Annotated in this window: 21 protein-coding genes; 13 read left to right on the top strand and 8 right to left on the bottom strand. The window is 63.3% G+C overall.

Translation table 11 applies throughout. The features are described 5' to 3' along the window. Nucleotides 1-31 precede the first annotated feature (31 nt). Nucleotides 32-973 (top strand): alpha/beta fold hydrolase, encoded by a 942-nt coding sequence (locus ACFWYE_RS26310; RefSeq protein ID WP_379115122.1) that lies wholly within the window; start codon nt 32-34, stop codon nt 971-973. Nucleotides 974-982: 9 nt separating this feature from the next. On the opposite strand, the gene ACFWYE_RS26305 is transcribed toward ACFWYE_RS26310, so the two are convergent. Further along, nucleotides 983-1,714, bottom strand: a complete 732-nt coding sequence (locus tag ACFWYE_RS26305) for a 16S rRNA (uracil(1498)-N(3))-methyltransferase (protein ID WP_379062901.1) — start codon at nt 1,712-1,714, stop codon at nt 983-985. A 240-nt stretch (nt 1,715-1,954) separates the two neighbouring features. Between ACFWYE_RS26305 and ACFWYE_RS26300 the strand changes: the two genes are divergently transcribed. Further along, nucleotides 1,955-2,350 carry a GFA family protein gene (locus tag ACFWYE_RS26300; protein WP_379115121.1) on the top strand — a complete coding sequence of 132 codons (396 nt, stop codon included), beginning with the start codon at nt 1,955-1,957 and terminating at the stop codon, nt 2,348-2,350. Between the two features lie 9 nt (nt 2,351-2,359). Here ACFWYE_RS26300 and ACFWYE_RS26295 read toward each other — a convergent pair whose 3' ends face one another. Then, nucleotides 2,360-3,331, bottom strand: coding sequence for a helix-turn-helix domain-containing protein (locus tag ACFWYE_RS26295; RefSeq protein ID WP_379115120.1), 972 nt, complete (start codon nt 3,329-3,331; stop codon nt 2,360-2,362). A gap of 217 nt (nt 3,332-3,548) precedes the next feature. Between ACFWYE_RS26295 and ACFWYE_RS26290 the strand changes: the two genes are divergently transcribed. Together ACFWYE_RS26290 and ACFWYE_RS26285 are read left to right on the top strand one after the other, a co-directional pair. Continuing rightward, nucleotides 3,549-5,297, top strand: a complete 1,749-nt coding sequence (locus ACFWYE_RS26290; protein ID WP_379115119.1) for a hydantoinase B/oxoprolinase family protein — start codon at nt 3,549-3,551, stop codon at nt 5,295-5,297. 10 nt (nt 5,298-5,307) lie between these two features. Further along, entirely contained in the window at nt 5,308-7,386 is a 2,079-nt protein-coding gene (locus ACFWYE_RS26285) for a hydantoinase/oxoprolinase family protein (protein WP_379115118.1), read from the top strand. Between the two features lie 53 nt (nt 7,387-7,439). On the opposite strand, the gene ACFWYE_RS26280 is transcribed toward ACFWYE_RS26285, so the two are convergent. After that, a complete protein-coding gene (locus ACFWYE_RS26280; RefSeq protein ID WP_129411244.1) occupies nt 7,440-8,345 on the bottom strand; it encodes a LysR family transcriptional regulator in 906 nt (301 codons plus the stop codon). Nucleotides 8,346-8,630: 285 nt separating this feature from the next. Between ACFWYE_RS26280 and ACFWYE_RS26275 the strand changes: the two genes are divergently transcribed. The 7 genes from ACFWYE_RS26275 (at nt 8,631) to ACFWYE_RS26245 (ending at nt 15,034) form a co-directional block, all read left to right on the top strand. Beyond that, nucleotides 8,631-9,431 carry a 5-oxoprolinase subunit PxpA gene (locus tag ACFWYE_RS26275; RefSeq protein WP_379115117.1) on the top strand — a complete coding sequence of 267 codons (801 nt, stop codon included), beginning with the start codon at nt 8,631-8,633 and terminating at the stop codon, nt 9,429-9,431. A gap of 3 nt (nt 9,432-9,434) precedes the next feature. Continuing rightward, a complete protein-coding gene (locus ACFWYE_RS26270; protein ID WP_379115116.1) occupies nt 9,435-9,677 on the top strand; it encodes an acetyl-CoA carboxylase in 243 nt (80 codons plus the stop codon). After that, nucleotides 9,674-11,062 carry an acetyl-CoA carboxylase biotin carboxylase subunit gene (locus tag ACFWYE_RS26265; protein WP_379115115.1) on the top strand — a complete coding sequence of 463 codons (1,389 nt, stop codon included), beginning with the start codon at nt 9,674-9,676 and terminating at the stop codon, nt 11,060-11,062. The genes ACFWYE_RS26270 and ACFWYE_RS26265 overlap by 4 nt, the downstream gene beginning before the upstream one ends. After that, nucleotides 11,059-11,934, top strand: a complete 876-nt coding sequence (locus tag ACFWYE_RS26260; protein ID WP_379115114.1) for an allophanate hydrolase subunit 1 — start codon at nt 11,059-11,061, stop codon at nt 11,932-11,934. The genes ACFWYE_RS26265 and ACFWYE_RS26260 overlap by 4 nt, the downstream gene beginning before the upstream one ends. After that, nucleotides 11,924-12,895 carry a biotin-dependent carboxyltransferase family protein gene (locus tag ACFWYE_RS26255; protein WP_379115112.1) on the top strand — a complete coding sequence of 324 codons (972 nt, stop codon included), beginning with the start codon at nt 11,924-11,926 and terminating at the stop codon, nt 12,893-12,895. The genes ACFWYE_RS26260 and ACFWYE_RS26255 overlap by 11 nt, the downstream gene beginning before the upstream one ends. Before the next feature lie 110 nt (nt 12,896-13,005). Then, a complete protein-coding gene (locus ACFWYE_RS26250; protein WP_379062883.1) occupies nt 13,006-14,361 on the top strand; it encodes a purine-cytosine permease family protein in 1,356 nt (451 codons plus the stop codon). Between the two features lie 85 nt (nt 14,362-14,446). Next, the gene (locus tag ACFWYE_RS26245) at nt 14,447-15,034 is read left to right on the top strand and encodes a biotin transporter BioY (protein ID WP_379062881.1); all 588 of its coding nucleotides are present in this window, start codon (nt 14,447-14,449) and stop codon (nt 15,032-15,034) included. A gap of 177 nt (nt 15,035-15,211) precedes the next feature. On the opposite strand, the gene ACFWYE_RS26240 is transcribed toward ACFWYE_RS26245, so the two are convergent. Next, nucleotides 15,212-15,871, bottom strand: a complete 660-nt coding sequence (locus tag ACFWYE_RS26240; RefSeq protein ID WP_379062879.1) for a hypothetical protein — start codon at nt 15,869-15,871, stop codon at nt 15,212-15,214. Nucleotides 15,872-15,963: 92 nt separating this feature from the next. Between ACFWYE_RS26240 and ACFWYE_RS26235 the strand changes: the two genes are divergently transcribed. Beyond that, entirely contained in the window at nt 15,964-16,662 is a 699-nt protein-coding gene (locus ACFWYE_RS26235; protein WP_379115111.1) for a type 1 glutamine amidotransferase, read from the top strand. A gap of 195 nt (nt 16,663-16,857) precedes the next feature. Here ACFWYE_RS26235 and ACFWYE_RS26230 read toward each other — a convergent pair whose 3' ends face one another. The 4 genes from ACFWYE_RS26230 to ACFWYE_RS26215 form a co-directional block, all read right to left on the bottom strand. After that, nucleotides 16,858-17,124, bottom strand: coding sequence for a hypothetical protein (locus ACFWYE_RS26230; RefSeq protein ID WP_379115110.1), 267 nt, complete (start codon nt 17,122-17,124; stop codon nt 16,858-16,860). 271 nt (nt 17,125-17,395) lie between these two features. After that, on the bottom strand, nt 17,396-17,788 hold the full coding sequence (locus tag ACFWYE_RS26225; RefSeq protein WP_379115109.1) for a RidA family protein: 393 nt from the start codon (nt 17,786-17,788) through the stop codon (nt 17,396-17,398). A 186-nt stretch (nt 17,789-17,974) separates the two neighbouring features. After that, complete coding sequence (locus ACFWYE_RS26220; protein WP_379062873.1) at nt 17,975-18,232, bottom strand: hypothetical protein; 258 nt, start codon at nt 18,230-18,232, stop codon at nt 17,975-17,977. Nucleotides 18,233-18,541: 309 nt separating this feature from the next. Beyond that, nucleotides 18,542-19,204 carry a hypothetical protein gene (locus tag ACFWYE_RS26215; protein ID WP_379115108.1) on the bottom strand — a complete coding sequence of 221 codons (663 nt, stop codon included), beginning with the start codon at nt 19,202-19,204 and terminating at the stop codon, nt 18,542-18,544. A gap of 600 nt (nt 19,205-19,804) precedes the next feature. Between ACFWYE_RS26215 and ACFWYE_RS26210 the strand changes: the two genes are divergently transcribed. After that, a complete protein-coding gene (locus tag ACFWYE_RS26210; RefSeq protein WP_379115107.1) occupies nt 19,805-20,005 on the top strand; it encodes a hypothetical protein in 201 nt (66 codons plus the stop codon). Nucleotides 20,006-20,093 lie beyond the last annotated feature (88 nt).

Genomic DNA, 20,093 nt, shown 5'->3' with positions numbered 1-20,093 from the left:
CATGCATCTTGTGCTCGAGAAGTGACCTGCCATGAGTGTTTCAGCGCTGATCCAGGAAGCCCAGCCGATCGGGATTGCCGCCGCGGACGCTGTGCTCCTGGGCGGCCATTTCTGGCCGCGCGTAAGCGGGCCGGCGGCCGGCACCGCCATCATCAATCCGGCCACCGGCGTTCTGGCTCGCTACTACCACCATTATGCCCGCTTCCTTGCCGCGCACGGTTTCGATGTCGTTACCTACGACTATCGCGGCATCGGCGCCTCACGTCCGGCACAGCTGCGCGGTTGCGGCTATCGCTGGCGCGAATGGGGCGAAAAGGACTTCGAGGCGGTGCTGGCCTGGGTTCTCGCACGCGACGGTTCCGCTCCTGTCTCCGTCGTCGGCCATAGCGTCGGCGGCGCTTTGCCGGGGCTGGCCGGTCATGCCCCGGCCATTCACCGCCTGCTCTCGGTCGGCGGGCAGTTCGGCTGCTGGCGTCACTACGCGCCTGCGCGTCGCAGCCGCCTGTTCCTGAAATGGCATGTCGCCATGCCGGCGCTGACGGCGCTGTTCGGCTATTTCCCCGGCCGCCGCCTGGGTTGGCTGGAGGACCTGCCCGCTGGCATCGCCTACGAGTGGGCCTTTCGCCGGCCATATCTGGAAGACAACTATCCGCAACGGCAGCGCGAAGCCGTCCTGCGTGGCTTCGACGCCGTGACGGCACCGATCCTGGCGGTCACCATGTCCGATGACGACATCGCCACCGTGCCGGCGATCAGCGCCGTGCTCGATCGTTATCGCGGCGCACAGCGCACGCAGATCCTGCTCCGGCCCGCCGATCTCGGCCAGGAAAAAATTGGCCACTTCAGCCTGTTCCACAACCGCCACGCCACGGGCTTCTGGCTGGATACGCTGTTGTGGTTGCGTGACGGGGTCAATCCCTGGCCCGACAAGGAGGTGGGGAAAGGTTCCTCCTCTCTTTGTGGGAGAAGGTGACGATACTCTCTACCAGTCCCCGACTGTCGCCTGCATCACCGCCAGCGCTGCCACGGCGGCGGTGTCGGCGCGCAGGATGCGAGGTCCCAGCGGAATTGCGGTGACGAAGGGCAGGGCGCGCAGCATGCGGCGCTCTTCGTCGGAAAAGCCGCCTTCGGGGCCGACCAGCAGCGCCAGCTTCTTTTCCGATATCGCCTGCAAGGCGGGCAGCGGGTTGTTGGTCGAGGCATCCTCGTCGCAGAACACCAGCCGCCTTTCCTTGTCCCAGCCGGCAAGCAGCCGCTCGAACTTGACCGCCTCGCGCACCGCCGGAACGGCCAGCACGCCGCATTGCTCGGCGGCTTCGACGGCGTTGGCATGCATGCGCTCGGTCGTGATCTTGCCTTGCGTGTGCTGGGTCAGCACCGGCTGCAACACGCCGGCGCCCATCTCCACCGCCTTCTGGATGAGATAGTCCTGCCGCCCGACCTTCAGCGGCGCGAAGCAGTAGACGAGATCGGGCAGCGGCGGTTGCGGCCGTTGCTGCGTCTTCACGGTGAGCCGCACCGCCTTCTTCGTCCTCGCGGTGATTGCGGCTGTCCATTCACCGTCGCGGCCGTTGAAGGCCAGGAGTTCGGCGCCGTCGGCGAGGCGCAGCACATGCATCAGGTAGTGGCTCTGCTGGGTGTCCGGTTCGAACTCGACACCGGCCGACAGATCGTCGGGCACGAACAGCCGTTGCATTTTGTAGTTGGCGCGCATGGCCGAGCAATGCGGCAGGCCTTGCCGAAGGTCAAGCCGGGCTGACGGTATTGCCGGCAACGACGCCTGGAGCGTTTCCGCTCAACGGAAACGCTGAAACGCTCCAACTCTTTATTTTGTGCAATTCCGGACGCAAAACCACTACGCACTTTTGCTGGAATTGCACACCAGGGGTCGGTTTTACCTCATCGCCAGTGGGACGGCTCGCCTAGCTTTGTGGGTGAATGATGGAGGGCATGCATGAGCAAGATCATGCGCGGCGGCTGCCTGTGCGGCGGTACCACCTATGAACTGCGCGGCGACCTACGCCCGGTCGTCGCCTGCCATTGCCTGCAGTGCCGCAAGACCTCGGGCCACTATGTGGCGGCAACGCAGGTGGCGGCTGCAGACGCGGTGATCGAGGGCGATACGCTGAACTGGTTCCGCTCCTCGGATGTTGCCGAGCGCGGCTTCTGCAAGGTGTGTGGCTCCAACCTGTTCTGGCGACGGTTCGACAGCGACCGGCTCTCCGTCTGGGCTGGCACGATCGACGGCCCGACCGGTCTCAGGATGGAAAGCCAGCTCTATCCCGAGTGCGCCGGCGATTATTACGATCTGCCCGATGTGCCTTCCATCGCCCAGGAAACGTTGAAGTAGGCTGGTTGGTCATCCGTTTGCAGCGTTTCCGGCTCGCCTAAAACAGTCGCGATATTCGCCCGGAGGCATGCCGTATCGCGCCTTGAAGGTCCGGCTGAATTGCGTCTGGTCGCCGAAGCCCCAGCGATAGGCGATCTCCATCACCGTCTGGCCGTTGGCAGGGTCCTCGAGCGCTGCCTTGCAGGCGGCCAGGCGCAATTCCCGCACCCAGCTGGCCACCGTGCGGTCCATGTCGCCGAACAGGCCGTGCAGGTAGCGCGTGGACAGGCCACAGGCGCGCGCTATCAGATCGGGATCAAGTCCCGGGTTTCTCAGATTGGCGCGGATAAAGGCTTCGATGCGTGCGAGGTGGGCGTTGCGCACCGTGGAACTCTTCGACATCAGGATGCGGTCGTCGGCCCTGATCGCCAGCGCCAGCAGGTCGACGAGTTGCCGCCCGACCGCGATGCGGGATTCGGCATTCATGGTGTCGAAGCGGGCGGGCAGGAGATGCAGCATGTCGGTGAACAGGCCACCCGCGCCGTTCGCCGCATCGAACTGCAGCGAGCAGAAACGGTCCGGACCGTGCACGCGATCGGCGAGCGCACGCGACTCGACCTTGAGCACCCAGAGATCGGCAGGATCGGCGTGGCTGAATTCATACGGTTCGTGGCTGCGTTCCAGGAAGAACCCGCCCGGCGAACAGCTGATCTCGCTGCCGCCCTGCGAGAAGAACACTTCCGAACGTGCCGGCACGGTGACGAGGAACTCCTCCTTGCGGGCCGCCCGGAAATGGTGGGGCAGGCGCAGATATTGCAGGGCGTCGGAGGTCAGGCGCGAGATCGAGACGTCGCCGAACTGCCAGATCGTCAGGTCGCCCGAGAAATGGTCGGCGTTCCGGAATTTCAGGTCGAGTGGAAAATAGGCCCCGGCGATGGCCTGGTGCCAGTGCCGGCTCCGGTCTGCGGCGCGCGTCGCGCTTGTTGTGACACTCGTCTTCATGCTCGATCCGACGACGTTACCGAAGACTAGGCACCGTCGCCGCGGAACGCAACGTGCGTGTCGGCCAGTGCACGCAACCTCAATTTTTTGTTCGCGCAGCGCAAAGACCGCGCCTGCAAAACCTGTTTCGCTTGGGTCGCAACGGTGCATCAGACACCGTGCGGGAACAACAAGTGCGATGGGCCATAGGCCTCGTGGCACGGAGGAAAAGGTTGCAATGACGACAATGAAAGTCGATCCGATCACGCTGTCGGTGGTGCGTGGCGTGCTGGAGACAACACAGCGCGAGATGACGCTGGCGCTGGAGAAGACGGCGCGGTCTTCCGTCTTCAACCTGGCGCATGACTATTCGACCGCGCTGTTCAACGCGCGCCCCGAGATGATCCTGCAGGGCCAGGATATCCCGATCCATCTAGGCTCGCTGATCCCCGCCATGAAAGCCGTCGCCGGCTTCTTCGAAGGCGACATCCACGAGGGCGACCTCATCCTGCACAACGATCCGGCCTTCGGCGGCAGCCATGCCATCGACACCTGCATGTACAAGCCTGTCTTCTACCATGGCGAACTGGTCTACTGGACCGTCTGCAAGGGCCACCTCACCGACATCGGCGGCCCGGTGCCGGCGGGCTACAATCCCAACGCGACCGAGATCTATGCCGAATGCCTGCGCATCCCGCCGGTGAAGATCTGGGATCGCGGCAAGCCGCGCAACGATGTGCTGAACATGATCTTCACCAACATGCGGGCGCGGCGCGACCAGGAGGGCGATTTTCGCGCCCTGATCGGCGCCTGTCAGGTCGGGGAACGCAGCCTGATCGCGCTGCTCGACAAATATGGCAAGCCGACGGTCGATGCCTGCATCGACACGCTGCTGGACATGGCGGACCGGCACATGCGCTCGTTGATCGCCACCGTCCCTGATGGGACCTATGAGGGCAAGGCGATCCTTGAGGATGCCGGTCACGGCTTCGGCGATTTCGAGATCGGTGCCCGCGTGACGATCACGGGCGACAGCTGCCACATCGCCATCTCCAGCCCGCCGCAGGTGCCCTATTTCATAAACTCATACGAGGGCAATTCGCATTCCGGCGTCTATCTCGGCCTGATGATGTTCGCCGCGCTGCCGCCGCCCTACAATGAAGGGCTGTATCGCTGCGTCACCGTCGATTTCGGGCCGAAGGGCACGTTGTGCAATGCGCAGGAGCCGGCGCCGCACATGAACTGCACGACGACGCCGATGGAGACGCTGACCGACGCCGTGCGTCTCGCCTTCGAGAAGGCGATGCCTTCCAAGGTCGCCGCCTCCTGGGGCCATGCCAACGGCCTCAACATCGCCGGCAAGGACAGCCGAAACAACGAGGAATTTGTCACGATGGTGCTGGCGACCATCATTTCGGGCGGCGGCGCGACGCCACAGCAGGACGGCTGGCACGCCGTTGGACCGGAATGCTGCTTCGGCGCGCTGACCTCCGGCGATGTCGAACTGCTCGAATATTCCTATCCCATCATCATCCATCGTTATTCGCTGATGACCGATTCCGGCGGTGCCGGAAAATTCCGCGGCGGTTCCGGCACTGCCTGGGAAGTCGAGCCGCTGGACGGCGACATGCTGTGCATCGGTTTCGGCGAGGGCCGCCGGATTCCGGCCATGGGGGCCGCCGGCGCGAAATCCGCCCTGGTCGACAAGAAAGTCGGCCGTGTCGAGCTGAAACGCGGCGGCAAGGTCGAGGTAGAACGCAAGAACATCATCCAGACGATCAGGACAGGCGAGACGATCACCAATCTCAATCCGGGCGGCGGCGGCTACGGCAATCCTTTCGAGCGGCCGATCGAGAAGGTGGTGTGGGACGTTCGCAACGGCCTCGTCTCGATTGAAGGCGCGCGTGCCGACTATGGCGTGGCCATCGCCGACCCTGAAACGCTGGATGTCGACCTGGCCGAAACCAAGCGACTGCGCGCAGCCTGAGGAGACGATCATGGAACACGCATATCGTCTCGGCATCGATGCCGGCGGCACCTTCACGGACTTTGTCGTGGCCAATCGCGCCACCGGCGAGGTGAAACTTTTCAAGGCGCTTTCGACGCCTTCGGATCCGACCAGGGCCATCGAGAATGGCCTCAGGCTGATCGCCGACGACCTCGGCGTGTCACCTTCAGAGGTCGTCTCCGATTGCGACCTGTGCATCAACGGCACCACGGTCGGGCTGAATGCGCTGATCACCCATCGCGGCGGCAGGACCGGCCTGATCTGCACCGCGGGCCATGAGGACTCCATCGAGATCCGCAACGGCCACAAGGAAGACGGCTATCGCTACGATCCGGAATACCCGGCGGCGACGATGCTGGTGCCGCGCTATCTGCGCAAGGGCGTCCGCGAACGGGTGATCTCGGATGGTTCCGTCCGCACGCCGATGAACGAGGACGACGTTCGCGAGGCGTGCCGGTTGTTCCTGAAGGAAGGTGTCGAGACCGTCGCCATCTCCTTCGTGTGGTCGGTGCTCAATGCCGAACACGAGCGGCGCGCGGCGGAGATCGTGCGCGAGATGATGCCGGGCGTTGTCCTGACGGTCGGCAGCGAACTTTATCCGCAGGTGCGCGAATACACCCGCACTTCGACCGCGGTGACCAATGCCTATCTCGCGCCAGTGATGCGCCGCTACGTCACGGCGGTCGACAGCTATTTCCGCGCCCTCGGGGCGAAGCAGCCGGTCCGCTATTTCCAGTCGAATGGCGGTCTGGCGATCGGCCAGGCGATGACCGACCGTTCCGTCTACGCGATCAATTCCGGCCCGGCCTCCGCGCCGCAGGCAGGGCTGTTTGTCGGGGCGCCGTTCGGCAAGGACAACGTCATCACCGTCGACATGGGCGGCACCTCCTTCGACATCACGCTGACGCGCAACGGCCAGACCAACCTCAACAAGAACATCGACTTCCTGCGCTACCGCATCGGCGTGCCGATGATCCAGGTCGAGACGCTAGGCGCCGGCGGCGGTTCCATCGGCCGGATCGACAGCCTTGGCCTGCTGCAGGTCGGGCCGCAGTCGGCCGGTTCCGAACCGGGGCCTGCCTGTTACGGGCGCGGCGGCACGGAGCCGACCACGTCGGACGCCAACCTGGTGCTCGGCTATCTCAACCCGGAAGGACTGCTCGGCGGCAAGCTGCCGCTCGACCTCGAAAAGGCGCGGCAGGCGGTGGCGACGATCGCCGCTCCGCTCAACATCAGCATCGAGCAGGCCGCCTATGGCATGTTCACCATCGTCAACAACAACATGGTCAACGGCATTCGCCGCGTGTCTGTCGAACGCGGCTACGACCCGCGCGATTTCGTGCTGGTCGGGGCAGGCGGCGCGACCGCGGCCCACATCACCGCACTGGCGCGCGAGATGGGCATCGACACGATCATCCTGCCCAAGCTGGCCTCGGGTCTCTGCGCCTTCGGCCAGGTCATCTCGGACGTCAAGTACAACTACATGGCGACCGCGCCGCTCAGGCTCGACAATGCCACCGCCTGCGACAGGATCGAACAGCTGTTCGAGGAGATCGAGGCGCAGGGCATTGCTCATCTGAAGGCCGACGGCTTTCCGGGCACGCTGATCGAGGTCCAGCGCAGCCTCGAGATGCGTTATGTCGGCCAGGTGCACGAATGCACGGTCGATATTCCCAATTTCAGGATCACCGAGGAGACCATCGGCCAGGTCAAGGACGCGTTCCATGCCCGGCACGAGGAACTCTACACCTATGCCGAGCGCCACAGCACGGTCGAGGTCGTCAACATCGAATCGACCATCTACGGCCGCATCGAAAAGCCGAAGGCACCGAGACTGCGCGGCACCGGCGCGCTGCAGCAGGCGCTGAAGGGGCATCGCGACGCCGTCTTCGACGCGTCGGGCAAGCCAAGATCAACGCCGGTCTATGACGGTGCGGCGCTCGGCGTCGGCGTGACCGTAGCCGGTCCCGCGATCATCGAGGAAGTGACGACGACCATCGTCATCGAGCCCGGCTGGGCTGCGGCGCTGCATGAAAGCGGCAGCTACCTGATCACCCGGCAGGATTAGTCGAGATGACGCCGGCCACCCGCTCAAGGACGAGCATGGCCGGCCCGCTGCTTCTACCTGTGCGACGGCAGGAAGAAGGTCTGGTGGAAATAGGAGCGGAAGGCTTCCATCGCCGGCGTGAACTGCGCGCCGCGGCGCCAGGCAAGGCCGACATCCATCGACGGGATCGGTTCGGTCGGAACGATCGTCTCGATGCGCTTGCCTTCCAGCGACCATGGCCGCAGCACCATGTCGGACAGGATCGCGACACCTTGCCCATCCGCCACCAGCGAGCGGACGGCTTCGACCGAGGACGTCCTCAGCGTCACATTGGGCCGGTAGGAGGTGTTGCTCCAGTAGCGCAACGCCGTGTGCGCGGCCTCGTCGACCGTCAGCATGATGTAGGGCTCCTCGGCGATCTCCTTGAGGCCGACACTGCCCTGCGACAGCAGGCGATGCCTGGCCGGCACCCACAGCCGGCGCCGCGAGTTCATCAGCGTTTCCGTCGCCAGGTCCGAGTTGATCACGTTGGAGGTCAAAAGCACCGCCATGTCGTAGCGATTGGCGAGCAGCCCTTCCTCAATGGCCTCGCGGTTCAGCTCGAACAGCTGGATATCGAGGTTCGGCCAGGCGCGGCGAAGCCGTCCGAGATGGTTCGGCAGGAAATAGCCGATCACCGTATAGCTGGCGGCGACCGTCAGCCGCCCCGAAAAATCGCTGGCCGGCAGCAACAGGTTCGTCGCTTCGTCGACCTTGTTCAGGATCTCATAGGCGTGGAACAGGAATTGGCGGCCGGCCGTCGTCATCTCCATGCCCTGGGTCGAGCGGATGAACAGGTCGAGCCCGACGGTCTGCTCGAGCTCCTTGATCGCCGTCGTCACCGCCGATTGGGAAATACCCAGTTCCGCAGCGGCCTGCGAAATCTGCCCATGCTCGGCGGTGGAAACGAAATAGCGGATCTGGCGAAGGCTTACCGGCATAGGCGCTGTGTTCCGAATTTCAGATATTGTGCGCAGCTGTCAGCCGTAAAAGCAATATTACGTTGCCGCATCGCGCGAAGTGGTGCCGTGGCAGTCGTCATGCTCTGCGAAAAAGTCAATGAATCTCGTGATGTCGCGTCTGGGGACAATCACTCGGGCGATAGAAAATTCAGATATTTGATATCGATTAATAGAATTTTCCAAACGATTTCGCCCTCTCTACCTTCTTCATCGAGGAGTGCCCGGGGTCGATGCGGCCGCGCGGTGAGGACAAGGGAGGTCTGCTTGCAGACAGCGGCCGTCGACATCAATTGCGACATGGGCGAAGGCTATGGCCAATGGCGCCTGGGCGACATCGATGACGCCGACCTGATGAAGCTCATCAGCTCCGCCAACATCGCTACCGGTTTCCATGCCGGCGATCCCAATCTGATGGACGCCACCGTCCGCCTGGCGACCCAGCATGGTGTCGGCGTCGGTGCCCACCCGGGCTTCCGCGACCTGCAGGGGTTTGGCCGCCGCCGCATCAACGGCACCAGCGAAGAACTGGTCAACGACATCGTCTACCAGATCGGGGCGCTGCGCGAGTTTGCCCGCCGCTACGGCGCCACCCTGCAGCATGTGAAGCCGCACGGCGCGCTCTACATGGAATTTGCCGCCAGCGAGGAGATGTCGCGCAACTTCGTCCGCACCATGCGCACGATCGCTCCCAACGCCTTCATCTATTGCATGGGGATGTCCGAGACCTACCGTGCAGCAACGGAAGCCGGGCACCCGGTCATCCGCGAATTCTATGCCGACCGCGATTATGACCGGTCGGGCTCGATCGTGTTTACGCGACGGACGGGTCGCCTGGACCCTCGCCTGGTTGCCGAGAAGGTGGTGCACGCCTGCCGGACCGGCAAGGTCCGCACGGTCGAGGGCGACGAGATCGACATCGCCTTCGAGTCCATCTGTTTCCACTCGGACACGCCCGGCAGCCTGGAGATCGCCACCGCCATGCGCGCGGCGCTCGACGCCGCCGGGGTCAAGGTCAGGCCGGTAGCGGAACTCACACATCATCTGAAACCAGCGGCAAGGGGATGACCGATGGCTAGAACCGAACTCAATTCACCCTTGCCCGGCGTCTTCTACAGGCGGCCATCGCCCGACAGCGACGTGTTCAAGAACGATGGCGATACGGTGGTCGCGACCGACATCCTCGGCGTCATCGAAGTGATGAAGTCGTTCCACGAGATCCCGGCCGGCGCCTCGGGAGCCAATCTCAAATTCCTCGTCGACGACGGCGATGCCGTGATGGCGGGACAGGCGATCGCCGAGATCGACGCATGAACATCAAATCGGTCCTCATCGCCAATCGCGGCGAGATCGCCGTGCGCATCAACCGGGCCGCCAGGGCGCTCGGGCTGCGCACGGTGCAGGTGTACAGCGCCGCCGACGCGGATTCGCTGCCGGTCAGGCTGGCCGACGAGGCGATCCTCATCGGCCCGGCGGCAGCAAAGAAATCCTATCTGGACATCGAGGCCGTCATTGCGGCGGCGAAGGCGGCCAGGGTCGATGCGGTGCATCCCGGCTATGGCTTCCTCGCCGAAAACGCCGACTTCGCCGATGCCGTCGTCGCCGCTGGCATGACGTTCGTCGGTCCGTCGGGAGCTTCGATCCGGCTGCTCGGCGACAAGGTTGCCGCCCGCGCCGAAGCCGAGAAGGCCGGCGTTCCGACCGTGCCCGGCAGCGGCGGACGCATCGCCGATGTCGAGGAGGCGGCTGCGATCGCCACCCGCATCGGTTTCCCGGTGATGATCAAGGCGGCTGCCGGCGGTGGCGGCCGCGGCATTCGCGTTGCTGCCGACCTCGACGAATTCACGCGCCAGTTCCCGCAGGCTTCGGCAGAAGCCGCCGCGGCCTTCGGCGATGGTGGGCTGTACATTGAAAAGGCCGTGCTGGCGGCCCGTCACGTCGAGGTGCAGATCCTCGGCGACGGCACCAGTTTCGTGCACTGTTTCGAGCGTGAATGTTCGTTGCAGCGCCGGCGCCAGAAGGTCTGGGAAGAAGCGCCCGCGGTCGGCCTGCCCGCAACCGTGCGCCGGAAGCTCTGCGACAGCGCCGTCGCCCTGGCGCGCTCGGTCGGCTACAGCGGCGCGGGAACGGTGGAATATCTTTATGACGAGGCCAGCCAGGACTTCTACTTCCTCGAAGTGAACACCCGCATCCAGGTCGAGCATCCGGTCACCGAGATGATCACCGGCATCGACCTGGTGCAGGAGATGCTGCGCATCGCCGGCGGCGAACCGCTGTCGCTGCGACAGGAAGACATTTCCATCCACGGCCATGCCATTGAGTGCCGCATCAACGCCGAGGATCCGGCGAAGAACTTCATGCCCTGGCCGGGCGTGGTTTCGAAGCTGGGCATTCCAGCCGGCGAAGGCGTGCGCTTCGATACGATGCTTTTCGACGGCTACGCCGTGCCGCCCTTCTACGACTCGCTGCTGGGCAAGCTGGTGGTGCATGGCGCCGACCGCGCCGATTGCCTGGCGAAACTCGGCGCCGCGCTGCGATCGCTGAAGATCGAGGGCATCCCGACCACTATCCCGCTGCACGCGGCACTGGCCGCCGATGCCAATGTCGCGGCCGGCGCGTTCCACACCCGTTTCCTCGAAGGCTGGCTTGATACCGAATTCCACGCCCAGGCCGACAGTGCGAAGGAGGCTGCGCAATGAGCAACCGCTACTCGTTCGGCGGCGACGAGCACCTCTTCGTCGAATGCGACGAGAGCATGTCGCTGGAGGCGTTCTTCAAGAGCCTGTCCATGACCAACGCCATCCGCGACAGCCGCATCAGGGGCGTCACCGAAATCTGCCCGGCCAACGCCTCCTTCCAGATCAAGTTCGACCCGGATGTCATCAAGCCGGACGACATCCTGGCCGAGATCCAGTCGATCGAGAAGGCCACGACAAAGGCCGAGCCGGTGATCGACACGCGCATCATCGAGATTCCCGTCTTCTACGAGGACCCGTGGACGCACGAGACGCTGATGCGTTTCCGCGAACGCCACCAGGATCCGCAGGCGACCGATCTCGAATATGCCGCGCGCATCAACAATCTGGGCGGCGTGAGCGATTTCATCGCCGCCCACAGCGGCGCGCCATGGTTCGTCTCGATGGTCGGCTTCGTCGCCGGCCTGCCATTCATGTACCAGATGGTCGATCGGCCACGGCAGCTTCAGGTGCCGAAATATCTGCGTCCGCGCACCGACACGCCGAAGCTGACCGTCGGCCATGGCGGCTGTTTCTCCTGCATCTATTCGGTGCGTGGCGCCGGCGGCTACCAGATGTTCGGCATCACGCCGATGCCGATCTTCGATCCCGAGCAGAAGACCAGCTATCTCAGGGATTTCATGGTGTTCTTCCGCCCCGGCGACATCGTGAAATTCCGACCGATCGGCCGTGATGAACATGACGGCATCGAAGGCGATGTGAAGGCCGGGCGCTTCGTGCCGGTCATGCGTGACGTCACCTTCGACCTGCGCGAATTCCGCAAGGACATCGACGGCTACAACGCCAGGCTGGAGGGCGAGGTCCATGGTCGTTAGCGTCATCAATCCCGGCCTCGCCACCACGGTCCAGGACCTCGGCCGGCCTGGCTATTTCCATCTCGGCATTCCCATCGGCGGCGCCATGGACCGGATGGCGCTGCGCGCCGCCAACCTTCTGGTCGGCAACGACGAAGGCGCGGCATGCCTCGAAGCCGTGTTCATGGGGCCCGAGCTCGAATTCGGCGAGGATGCGACCATCGCCGTCACCGGCGCGGACATGCCGATCAAGATCGACGGTGTCGAGCAGCCGTCCTGGACCGCGCTCAAGGTCAGGGCCGGCGGCAAGCTGAGTTTCGGTTTCCTCAAGAAGGGCGCGCGCATCTATGTGGCGATCGCCGGCGGCATCGACGTGCCGGAAGCGCTCGGCAGCCGCTCGACCTATGTCATCGGCGCGCTCGGCGGCTTCAAGGGGCGAGCGATCGCCAAGGGTGACGAACTGCCCGTCGGACGGCCCGGAGCGACGAAGGAAGGCAGGACCTTGCCGGAAGCGCTGCGGCGGCCATCCGCATCGCCGGCGGAGCTGCGCGTGCTGCCGGGGCTCTATGCGCACAGGCTGCTGGAAGAGTCGGCCGCCGGTTTCTTCGAAGACCAGTGGAAGGTCGCCTCCGAAGCCGACCGCATGGGCTATCGTTTCAAGGGCGGGCGGCCCCTGCGGTTCATCGATCGCGAACCGCCCTTCGGTGCCGGCTCCGATCCCTCCAACATCGTCGACAGCTGCTACCCCTACGGCTCCATCCAGGTGCCGAGCGGCAGCGAGCCGATCATCCTGCACCGGGATGCGGTGTCGGGCGGAGGCTACTTCATGCTGGGCACTGTGATTTCCGCCGACATGGACCTGATCGGACAGATGCAGCCGAACACGCCCACGATCTTCATCAAGGTCGACATGGCCGAGGCTTTGCGCGCACGCACTGAGCGGGCAGCGCTGCTCGATCGGATGAGGGAGGCGCTGGCCTGAAGCAATTCCAGGAAAGTGCGCGCGGTTTTCCGTCCGCAATTGCGTCGAAACAAGGCCGGGGTGGACGGCCAATCAGTCAGTCATAACCAAAAAAGAGAAGGGGAAATACCATGGCTGGAAAGCTAGCGGCTGATGAAGCCGACACACTGGACTATTCGAACATTGCCGTACCACCCAATGCCCGCATGCCGAAGATGGCGTTGACGATGGCGTGGTGGGCCGTCTGCAGCGCCGTCTTCTACATCGTCGTCGGCGCCGCATTGGCGCTGGGCTTCGGCACCTGGAATGCGATCATCGGCATGGTGCTGTCGGTGGTTGCCTATGGGCTCATCAACGCGGTGCTGAGCCGGTTCGCCATCAAGACCGGGCTGTCCGTCGCCTTGTTCTCGCGTGTTCTCTTCGGCAATGTAGGGGCGGGCCTCGCGACATTGATCTTCTGCGCCACCGCCATCTACTACGCCGTCTTCGAGGGGTCGGTGATCGCTGTCGGCATCAACAACATCTTCCCGTCGATCTCCTATCCCATCGCGGCCCTGATCGTCGTGCTCTACTCGGTGCCGCTGATCTTCGGCAGCATCCAGACCTGGCTCGACAAGTTCAACGGCGTTTTGCTGCCGTTCTACATACTGGGCCTTGTGCTGGCGGTGGTGCTGGCGATCAGCCAGTACGGCTATAGCGACAAATGGCTCAATCTCGGCCCGGCCGGCGGCGAGCCCGCATTGGGCTGGCTGTCCTGCTTCGTCTACTACATGGGCGTGTGGGTGCTGATGATGTTCACCTTCGACTACGCCCGTTTCGGTCGCCAGGAAGACGCCGGCTATCACGCCTACTTCAACTTCGGCATGCCGTTCTATGTCATGGTGTTCCTGGTCAGCGGCCTGTTCGGCATGTTCATGGTCGGCACGGTGCCGGACCTCGGCGCGGTCACCGAAGTCTCGGTGCTGCTCGCGCTGTTGAAGATCATGGGCATTGGCGGCCTGCTCTTCGTCTGGGTCACGCAGACCCGCATCAACACGGCGAACTATTACCTCGCAGCCGTCAATCTGGAGGCGCTGGTGCAGCTGTTCGGCAAGCCGCCTTTCGGCCGCATCGGCTGGGCCATCGTGGTCGGCGCGATCGTCTATCTGCTGATGCTGATCGACGTGTTCAGCTACCTGCTGCAGGCGCTCGCCTATCAGGGCATCTTCGTCGTCGCCTGGGTGGCGGTCGCCATGGCGCACATCTTCTCCAGCCGCTACGAGCAACTGGTCGGCAGCACGATCGAATACCGTTCGAGCCATGTGCCGGCTTTCAATCCGCTCGGCATCATCGCCTGGTTCGCGGCGGCGGCGGTCGGCATCGCCCTGCATCTGTGGGGTGGCGCCTATACCGAACTGTCGGCGCCGGCCACCGCGGTTGTCGGTTTCTGCATCTACGCATTCGGCCTGAACAGCGCCAAGCGCGAGTGGTTCCTCACCGCGGCATGACATCCGGGCCCCGCGCTCCGTCAGGGGCGCGGGGCCTTTCCGAGAACTCAAAGGCGAGAATGCCGTCGTTGAAAGGACAGGTTCCATGGCTTCCCAGGCTGGTATCTCCACACTGCTGCAGCGTTTCGCTGGCGAGACCTCGCTGTTGCAGAAGGCCGCCGTCGTCTTTGCCGGTTCGCTGCTGCTTTGGGCATCGGCAAAGGTCCAGCTTCCCTTCTATCCCGTGCCGCTGACCATGCAGACCTTCGCGGTGCTGGCCATCGGCGCAGCGCTCGGCTGGCGGCTCGGTCTCGCCACCGTCCTGCTCTATCTCGCCGAAGGCGCGGCCGGGTTCCCGGTCTTTGCCGGCACGCCGGAGAAGGGCATCGGCCTTGCCTACATGATGGGGCCGACCGGTGGCTATCTGCTGGGTTACCTGCCTGCCGCCGCTCTCTGCGGCTGGCTGGCCGAACGCGGCTGGGATCGCAGCATTGCGCTCACCGCGCTGGCGATGCTGGCCGGCAACATCATGATCTATCTGCCCGGCCTGCTCTGGCTTGGCGCGATCGTCGGCTGGGACAAGCCGGTTCTGGCATGGGGGCTGATCCCGTTCCTGCTCGGCGACCTGCTGAAGCTCGGCCTGGCGTCGGCGGTACTGCCGCTGGTCTGGCGCCTCGCCGGCAAGAACAGCTGATCCGCATTCCTCCCCCCGATGCGGACCGCGTCGGTTCGAGAGGCCGGCAGGGCGGGAGCTACGCCAAGGCGCGATGGGGGCATCCCGCAAGCGTCGCGCCCCGCCCTGCCGGCTCCCTCAAGTGCCCGCGTTCCCCGTCATGCAGCGGGGCAGGGCGGGGAACAGTTCGCGCAGGTCTCATCCGTTTCCTGCGCTCGCATGCCAGACCGGCGTAAAGCCGGCGGTGAGCGCGGCAACCGCTGTTGGAGGGGTGATCAGCGCGCATGACGCGCCGCCCCTCGTTGCCGCGCTCATGCTGGCCGGCTCGTCGTAGCCGGCAAAACTCCAGCGCAGCAGTCCGCCGCCGCGCACGGCAAAAGGCCTGCCGCCGATGTCCACCATCGCGCCATCAGGCAGCCGCATGATCTCGTCGGCCCGGATCGACGGCAAGGGCTTGCGCGAGGAGGCGAAGCGCTCCTTGTGCAGCCGCGCGTCCAGCTGCGGCGCACGCGGCTCGGCGATGCCGAAGGCCTTGCCGAAACGGCCGAGGAATTCGCTGGCCTGCGCCCGTTGGCAGAAAAAGCAGGGCCGGTGCCCGGCGGCGAGCGCGCTCGGCTCGTCGAGGAAGAACAGCTCGGTCCAGCCGGCTTTGCCGCCCGGCCGGTTGCGGCCCATCGGTTCGCGCCTGCGCCCCTGGTAATCGCAGACGCAGATGATCCAGGCCGGCAGCGCCCAGCGTTTCTTCAGCAGCGTCTTTGTCTCCGGGTCGTGGATGATGCCGCGATTGCCTGTGAACAGCCCGCGCTCGGCCACAGCGTGGATGGCTCCATAAGGATCGACGCGGTTCTGCAGTGGCATAGGCTTTTCCCGATCCTGTCCGGCGCACGCACTTGGCCGGTGCTTCGTTGCCATGATACGCAATCGCCAGTTCAAATCATGTCAGGATGGTCATGCGGGTTCTTGTCGTCGAGAATTATCAGGGCACGGATCTCGGCAATGTCGGGGCGGCACTTGGCGAAGCCAATGCCGAACTCGATGTCCGCCGGGCCTATCTTGGCGACGAACTGCCGAAGGATGCCAGCGAGCATGACGCGCTGGTGATGTTCGGCGGCGGCCAGAATGCGCTTGCCGACGACAGCCATCCCTATTTCCCCGAACTGCTCGACCTGATCCGCGACTTCGCCCACAAGGATCGCTCGGTGCTCGGCATCTGCCTCGGCAGCCAGCTCGTGGCGCGCGCCTTCGGCGGCATCAACCAGGTCGGCGGCGCCTCCGAATTCGGCTGGCACGGCGTGACCCTGACCGATGAGGCGAAGGCCGACGCGGTCCTCGGCGCCATGCCGGTGGCATTCCCGATCTTCCAGTGGCACGACGACACTTTCACCCTGCCGCCCGGCGCCGTGCGGCTGGCTTCGAGCACGGTGGCCGAAAACCAGGCCTTCCGCCTCGGCCGCGCCGTCTATGCCTTCCAGTTCCATTTCGAGGCCGACACGCCGGTGGTCAACTACTGGACGACGACCTTTGCCGAAACGGTGACCGCGCGCTGGCCCGATTGGCCGGAGCGGCTGCCCGCCGAAGCCGCCCGCAACGCCGCGCTGGCCGACCAGTCGGGTCTGGCGATCGCACGGGCCTGGGTGGCGACGATCTGAGGTCTGGCTGATCAAAGGGTCGGGAAAGTGCCGTCGGGATGACCCCGCGCGTTCGCTCTGTTTGTGAGGATGAGCCGCAAGCTGCGTTTTCTGTGTCGCGGGGGGAAATATCCGCGCCGCGAGGCTGGCCGTAAACAGACGGCTTGAAGTTTGGACGGGCAGGACGACCGGGCAGGCCGCCCTGCTCGGTGGAACTCAGTTCTTCTTCATCATCGCCTTGCCGGCTTCTTCGAGATGCATGGCGCATTCGTCGTTCTTTTTGGCTTTCATAGCCGTCTTGGCCATTTCCACGTGCTTCATGGCCTCGTCTTTCTGCATCTTCATCGAATCGTCTTTCATGGCATCCATTTCGGCCTGGACCTTCATCATGGATGCTTCATCGCATTTCATCGGATCCATGGCGAATGCTGGCTGGGCCGCCATGATGCTTGAAGCTGCGGCAAGGATTATCAAGCTGCGCATGTTCATTCTCCTCCGTTGATGGGGAACGTCTTCCCCATCATGAAGCTTCGCCCGGAAACAGGAATTGTTACCTTGACCCCGGCAGAGTCCGCAAAATCCCTGCTCGTGGCGGCTGCGGGTCTCCGGGCTGGCAGGCTGGCGGGGGAGGACAGCCGGTCTCGCTGCCTGCAGGGGAAGAGCTCGCCGGATTAGCCTGCGCTCGGGAATGGGGCTGAGGACAATCTGGCGGGCAACCGAAAGGATGACGGGGAGTTAACTTCCGGCAGCTTGGTCAAATCACTGCTATCGCGTCGACCTCTATGAGGTAGCCCGGCGACATGATCGCCACCCCGACCACCACATTCGCCGGCTTGTGATTTCCAAACAGCGAGATCTGCGCCTCCTCGATGATCGGGACATGCTCGTCGCGGTTATAGCCGACGATGTAGATGGTGATCTTGCAGACCTGCTCGGGCCGCGCGCCCGCAGCTCTGAGCGCCCGGCCGAGATTGCCGAACGCCAGGCGCGCCTGCGCCGCAAAATCGCCGTGCCCGAGCAGCTTGCCATCCCTGCCTTCGGGCTGCTGGCCGGAGACGAACACCATCCTGGATCCCGTCGCGATGACAACCTGCGTGTAGATCTCCGGAACGGGCAGGTCGTCCGGGTTGATGAGTTCAAGCGACATTGGACGATCTCCTGTCTTGTTCGACTGAAACGGATATTCCCGTCACCGTATCGCTAGCCCGCGGTACGGTGGCGAAGCATCGGCGACGGCGCAACAAACCGAGCCCCGGGGGCTGGCTGGCAGCCGCTCAAAGTCCGGTTTTCACGGAGTTGGCGATGGCCGCGCGAGGCAGCCGATCAAGCGTGACTAGGCCAACTGCCTTTCCTTGTCCCGCCTTTCGAGATCGCGCCTTTCGAGTTCCGCGTAGAGCCCCTCCCATCGCTGCGCGTTGGCGTCCGCTTCACGGGCATACATGAAAAGGATGAGCAGTGTGGCGGTCGCATACCAGGGAATACGAAATCCCAGATAGCCGGAGACGACATCCAAAATCGCGGGGATCAGCAGCGTTGCGCTCATGATCCGAAAGACGTTCTTTGTGTTGAGGATTGTGTTTTCGAAAGTCATTTTCTTTTCCCCCAGTTTGGCCAAAGTTAACCAAACGTAAGGCTGCCTGACAAGGAAGCCGTTTGGAGGCGGGGCGGTGCGGATGTTGAGGGAGTTTGCAATGGCTGGTGAAGGCCACCGAAGACAGCGGCAGTTGAGAAACAGCGTCGGGTAGCTGACGCATGATCTCCATTCATGGCCGGCGGATGGGTGCCTTCGCTCCGTTCATGAGCAACGAGCCACAGGCTGCGTTCTCATGGGCGAAGAAGCGGAACGAGCAGCGTCGGCAGCACGAAGCAAAGCGCCAGAAAGCCGCTTAGGAAGGACTTGTCAGTTCTTCGCAATGCATTCGATCGTTCCTCGAACACACGGAGCGCCAATGTAATTGGCGGCGCACATTAAAAGAGCGCCATAAGTATGACTCTTGATATTCGACACAAAGTCTTTGCACTGCTCAACAACGCGAGGATGAACCACGCGCCAGAATGGCTCAAGGAGAGATTTGAGCTGTTGTTCGCGATTCATGCACTCGGTTATCTTGCCAAAACCCAGAACCTTATCGGCTATTTCTGCAAAGGCCGCCGTGCAATAACTCTCGCTGTCTAACTGCGGAATAGTTCCCGTCTGTAAGAAGAAGTCCGCTGGGTAACGACAATCAAGTCGACCGTCGAGGCACGCTAACCCGACACCCTGATCGACTGAACCTGCGAGGGTCATGTACGTCTGGTGTCGTTTCTCTTTGAAATGAGTCTGCATCACTTTGATCTGTGATGCTGGGTTACCGAAGCGCCAAAACCTTCTGACTTTGTCCTTGAGTGCAGCTTCGTCCACAAAGCATTTGTCCAACTCAATTTTCTGTTCTGCCTTGTCGAGCATCTTTGAGACAAGATCTGTGCAGTAAGCTCGAGTGTCTAGCTCCGGAAACTGAACTTGTTCCTCGGCCATGGCCATTTGAGCAAGCATCAGCACAAGGCCAACAACAAGTGTGCGCATTTCATCCCCCGGCGAGACTGAGAGGAAATCATCGCTCGCGTCACTTGTCGAGCGCTGCTGTAGGCCTCTACCTTGATCCATCGCAGGCAGTGAAGCCGAGATCGCCCAGCATATCGAGAAAGTGAATATGCAGCGCCGCGAGGAAGCGGAGCGGCAGCGGAGGGCGGCGCTCAAACGGGCAGAGGAAGAGGCGAAGCTCGCGACCGCCGTTGCGGCTCAGTTGGCGAGGCGGCGTCAGAAGTAGGCGGATTAGATTAGATCAGGTTTTTGTCAGGTTGGCGTACCAAGCAGCATAGCAAATTGCCGAACATAGTCCCACTGGCGGGTCGCCAGCTTAAGCAGGCCCGGATGCTTGATCCGCCTCGACAAAGAGGCTTTCAGCGTAAAATTCGAAATACGAAACGCCCTTCTTGTCCAAAACCAATTTTCCGAGCAGTATCGTTTTCTTCGTGCGCCATGTCGATCTCCTCGGTGTCTCCGAGGATTGAATGGCCGTCGCAGGGACGCGTTCCAAAAGGTTGAGACGCGGTGTTATCGGGCAACTCGGGTGTGCTCCGCCCCGCGTTTCAGCTATGATCGGTCTCTGGATAGGAGACCCCAATGTCCGCTTTCTGGTTTGATCAGCAAGAGCGCCTGAAGACGGCGAAAGGCCAGGAGCTTCTGTCTGCTGACCGAAGGGGAGATATTGAACCAACGGCGGTCGCATCGGCTCCCGAGCCGGTCGAAGGCAAGATCGCTGTTCGGATAGGCGCTGGCGGCCGGCCGATTGTTGTCATCAAAGACAGACCTGCAGGAGAATAGGCTTCCCGCCGTCCATGACGGCACGGAGATACGAGGCAGTTGCGTCTGTGTAGTTGCGACGAAGTGATCGCGGGACACGGGTGAAAGC

The sequence above is a fragment of the Mesorhizobium sp. NPDC059025 genome (genome assembly GCF_042739655.1).
GTDB lineage: Bacteria > Pseudomonadota > Alphaproteobacteria > Rhizobiales > Rhizobiaceae > Mesorhizobium.
This window is presented reverse-complemented; position numbering and strand designations above follow the sequence as displayed.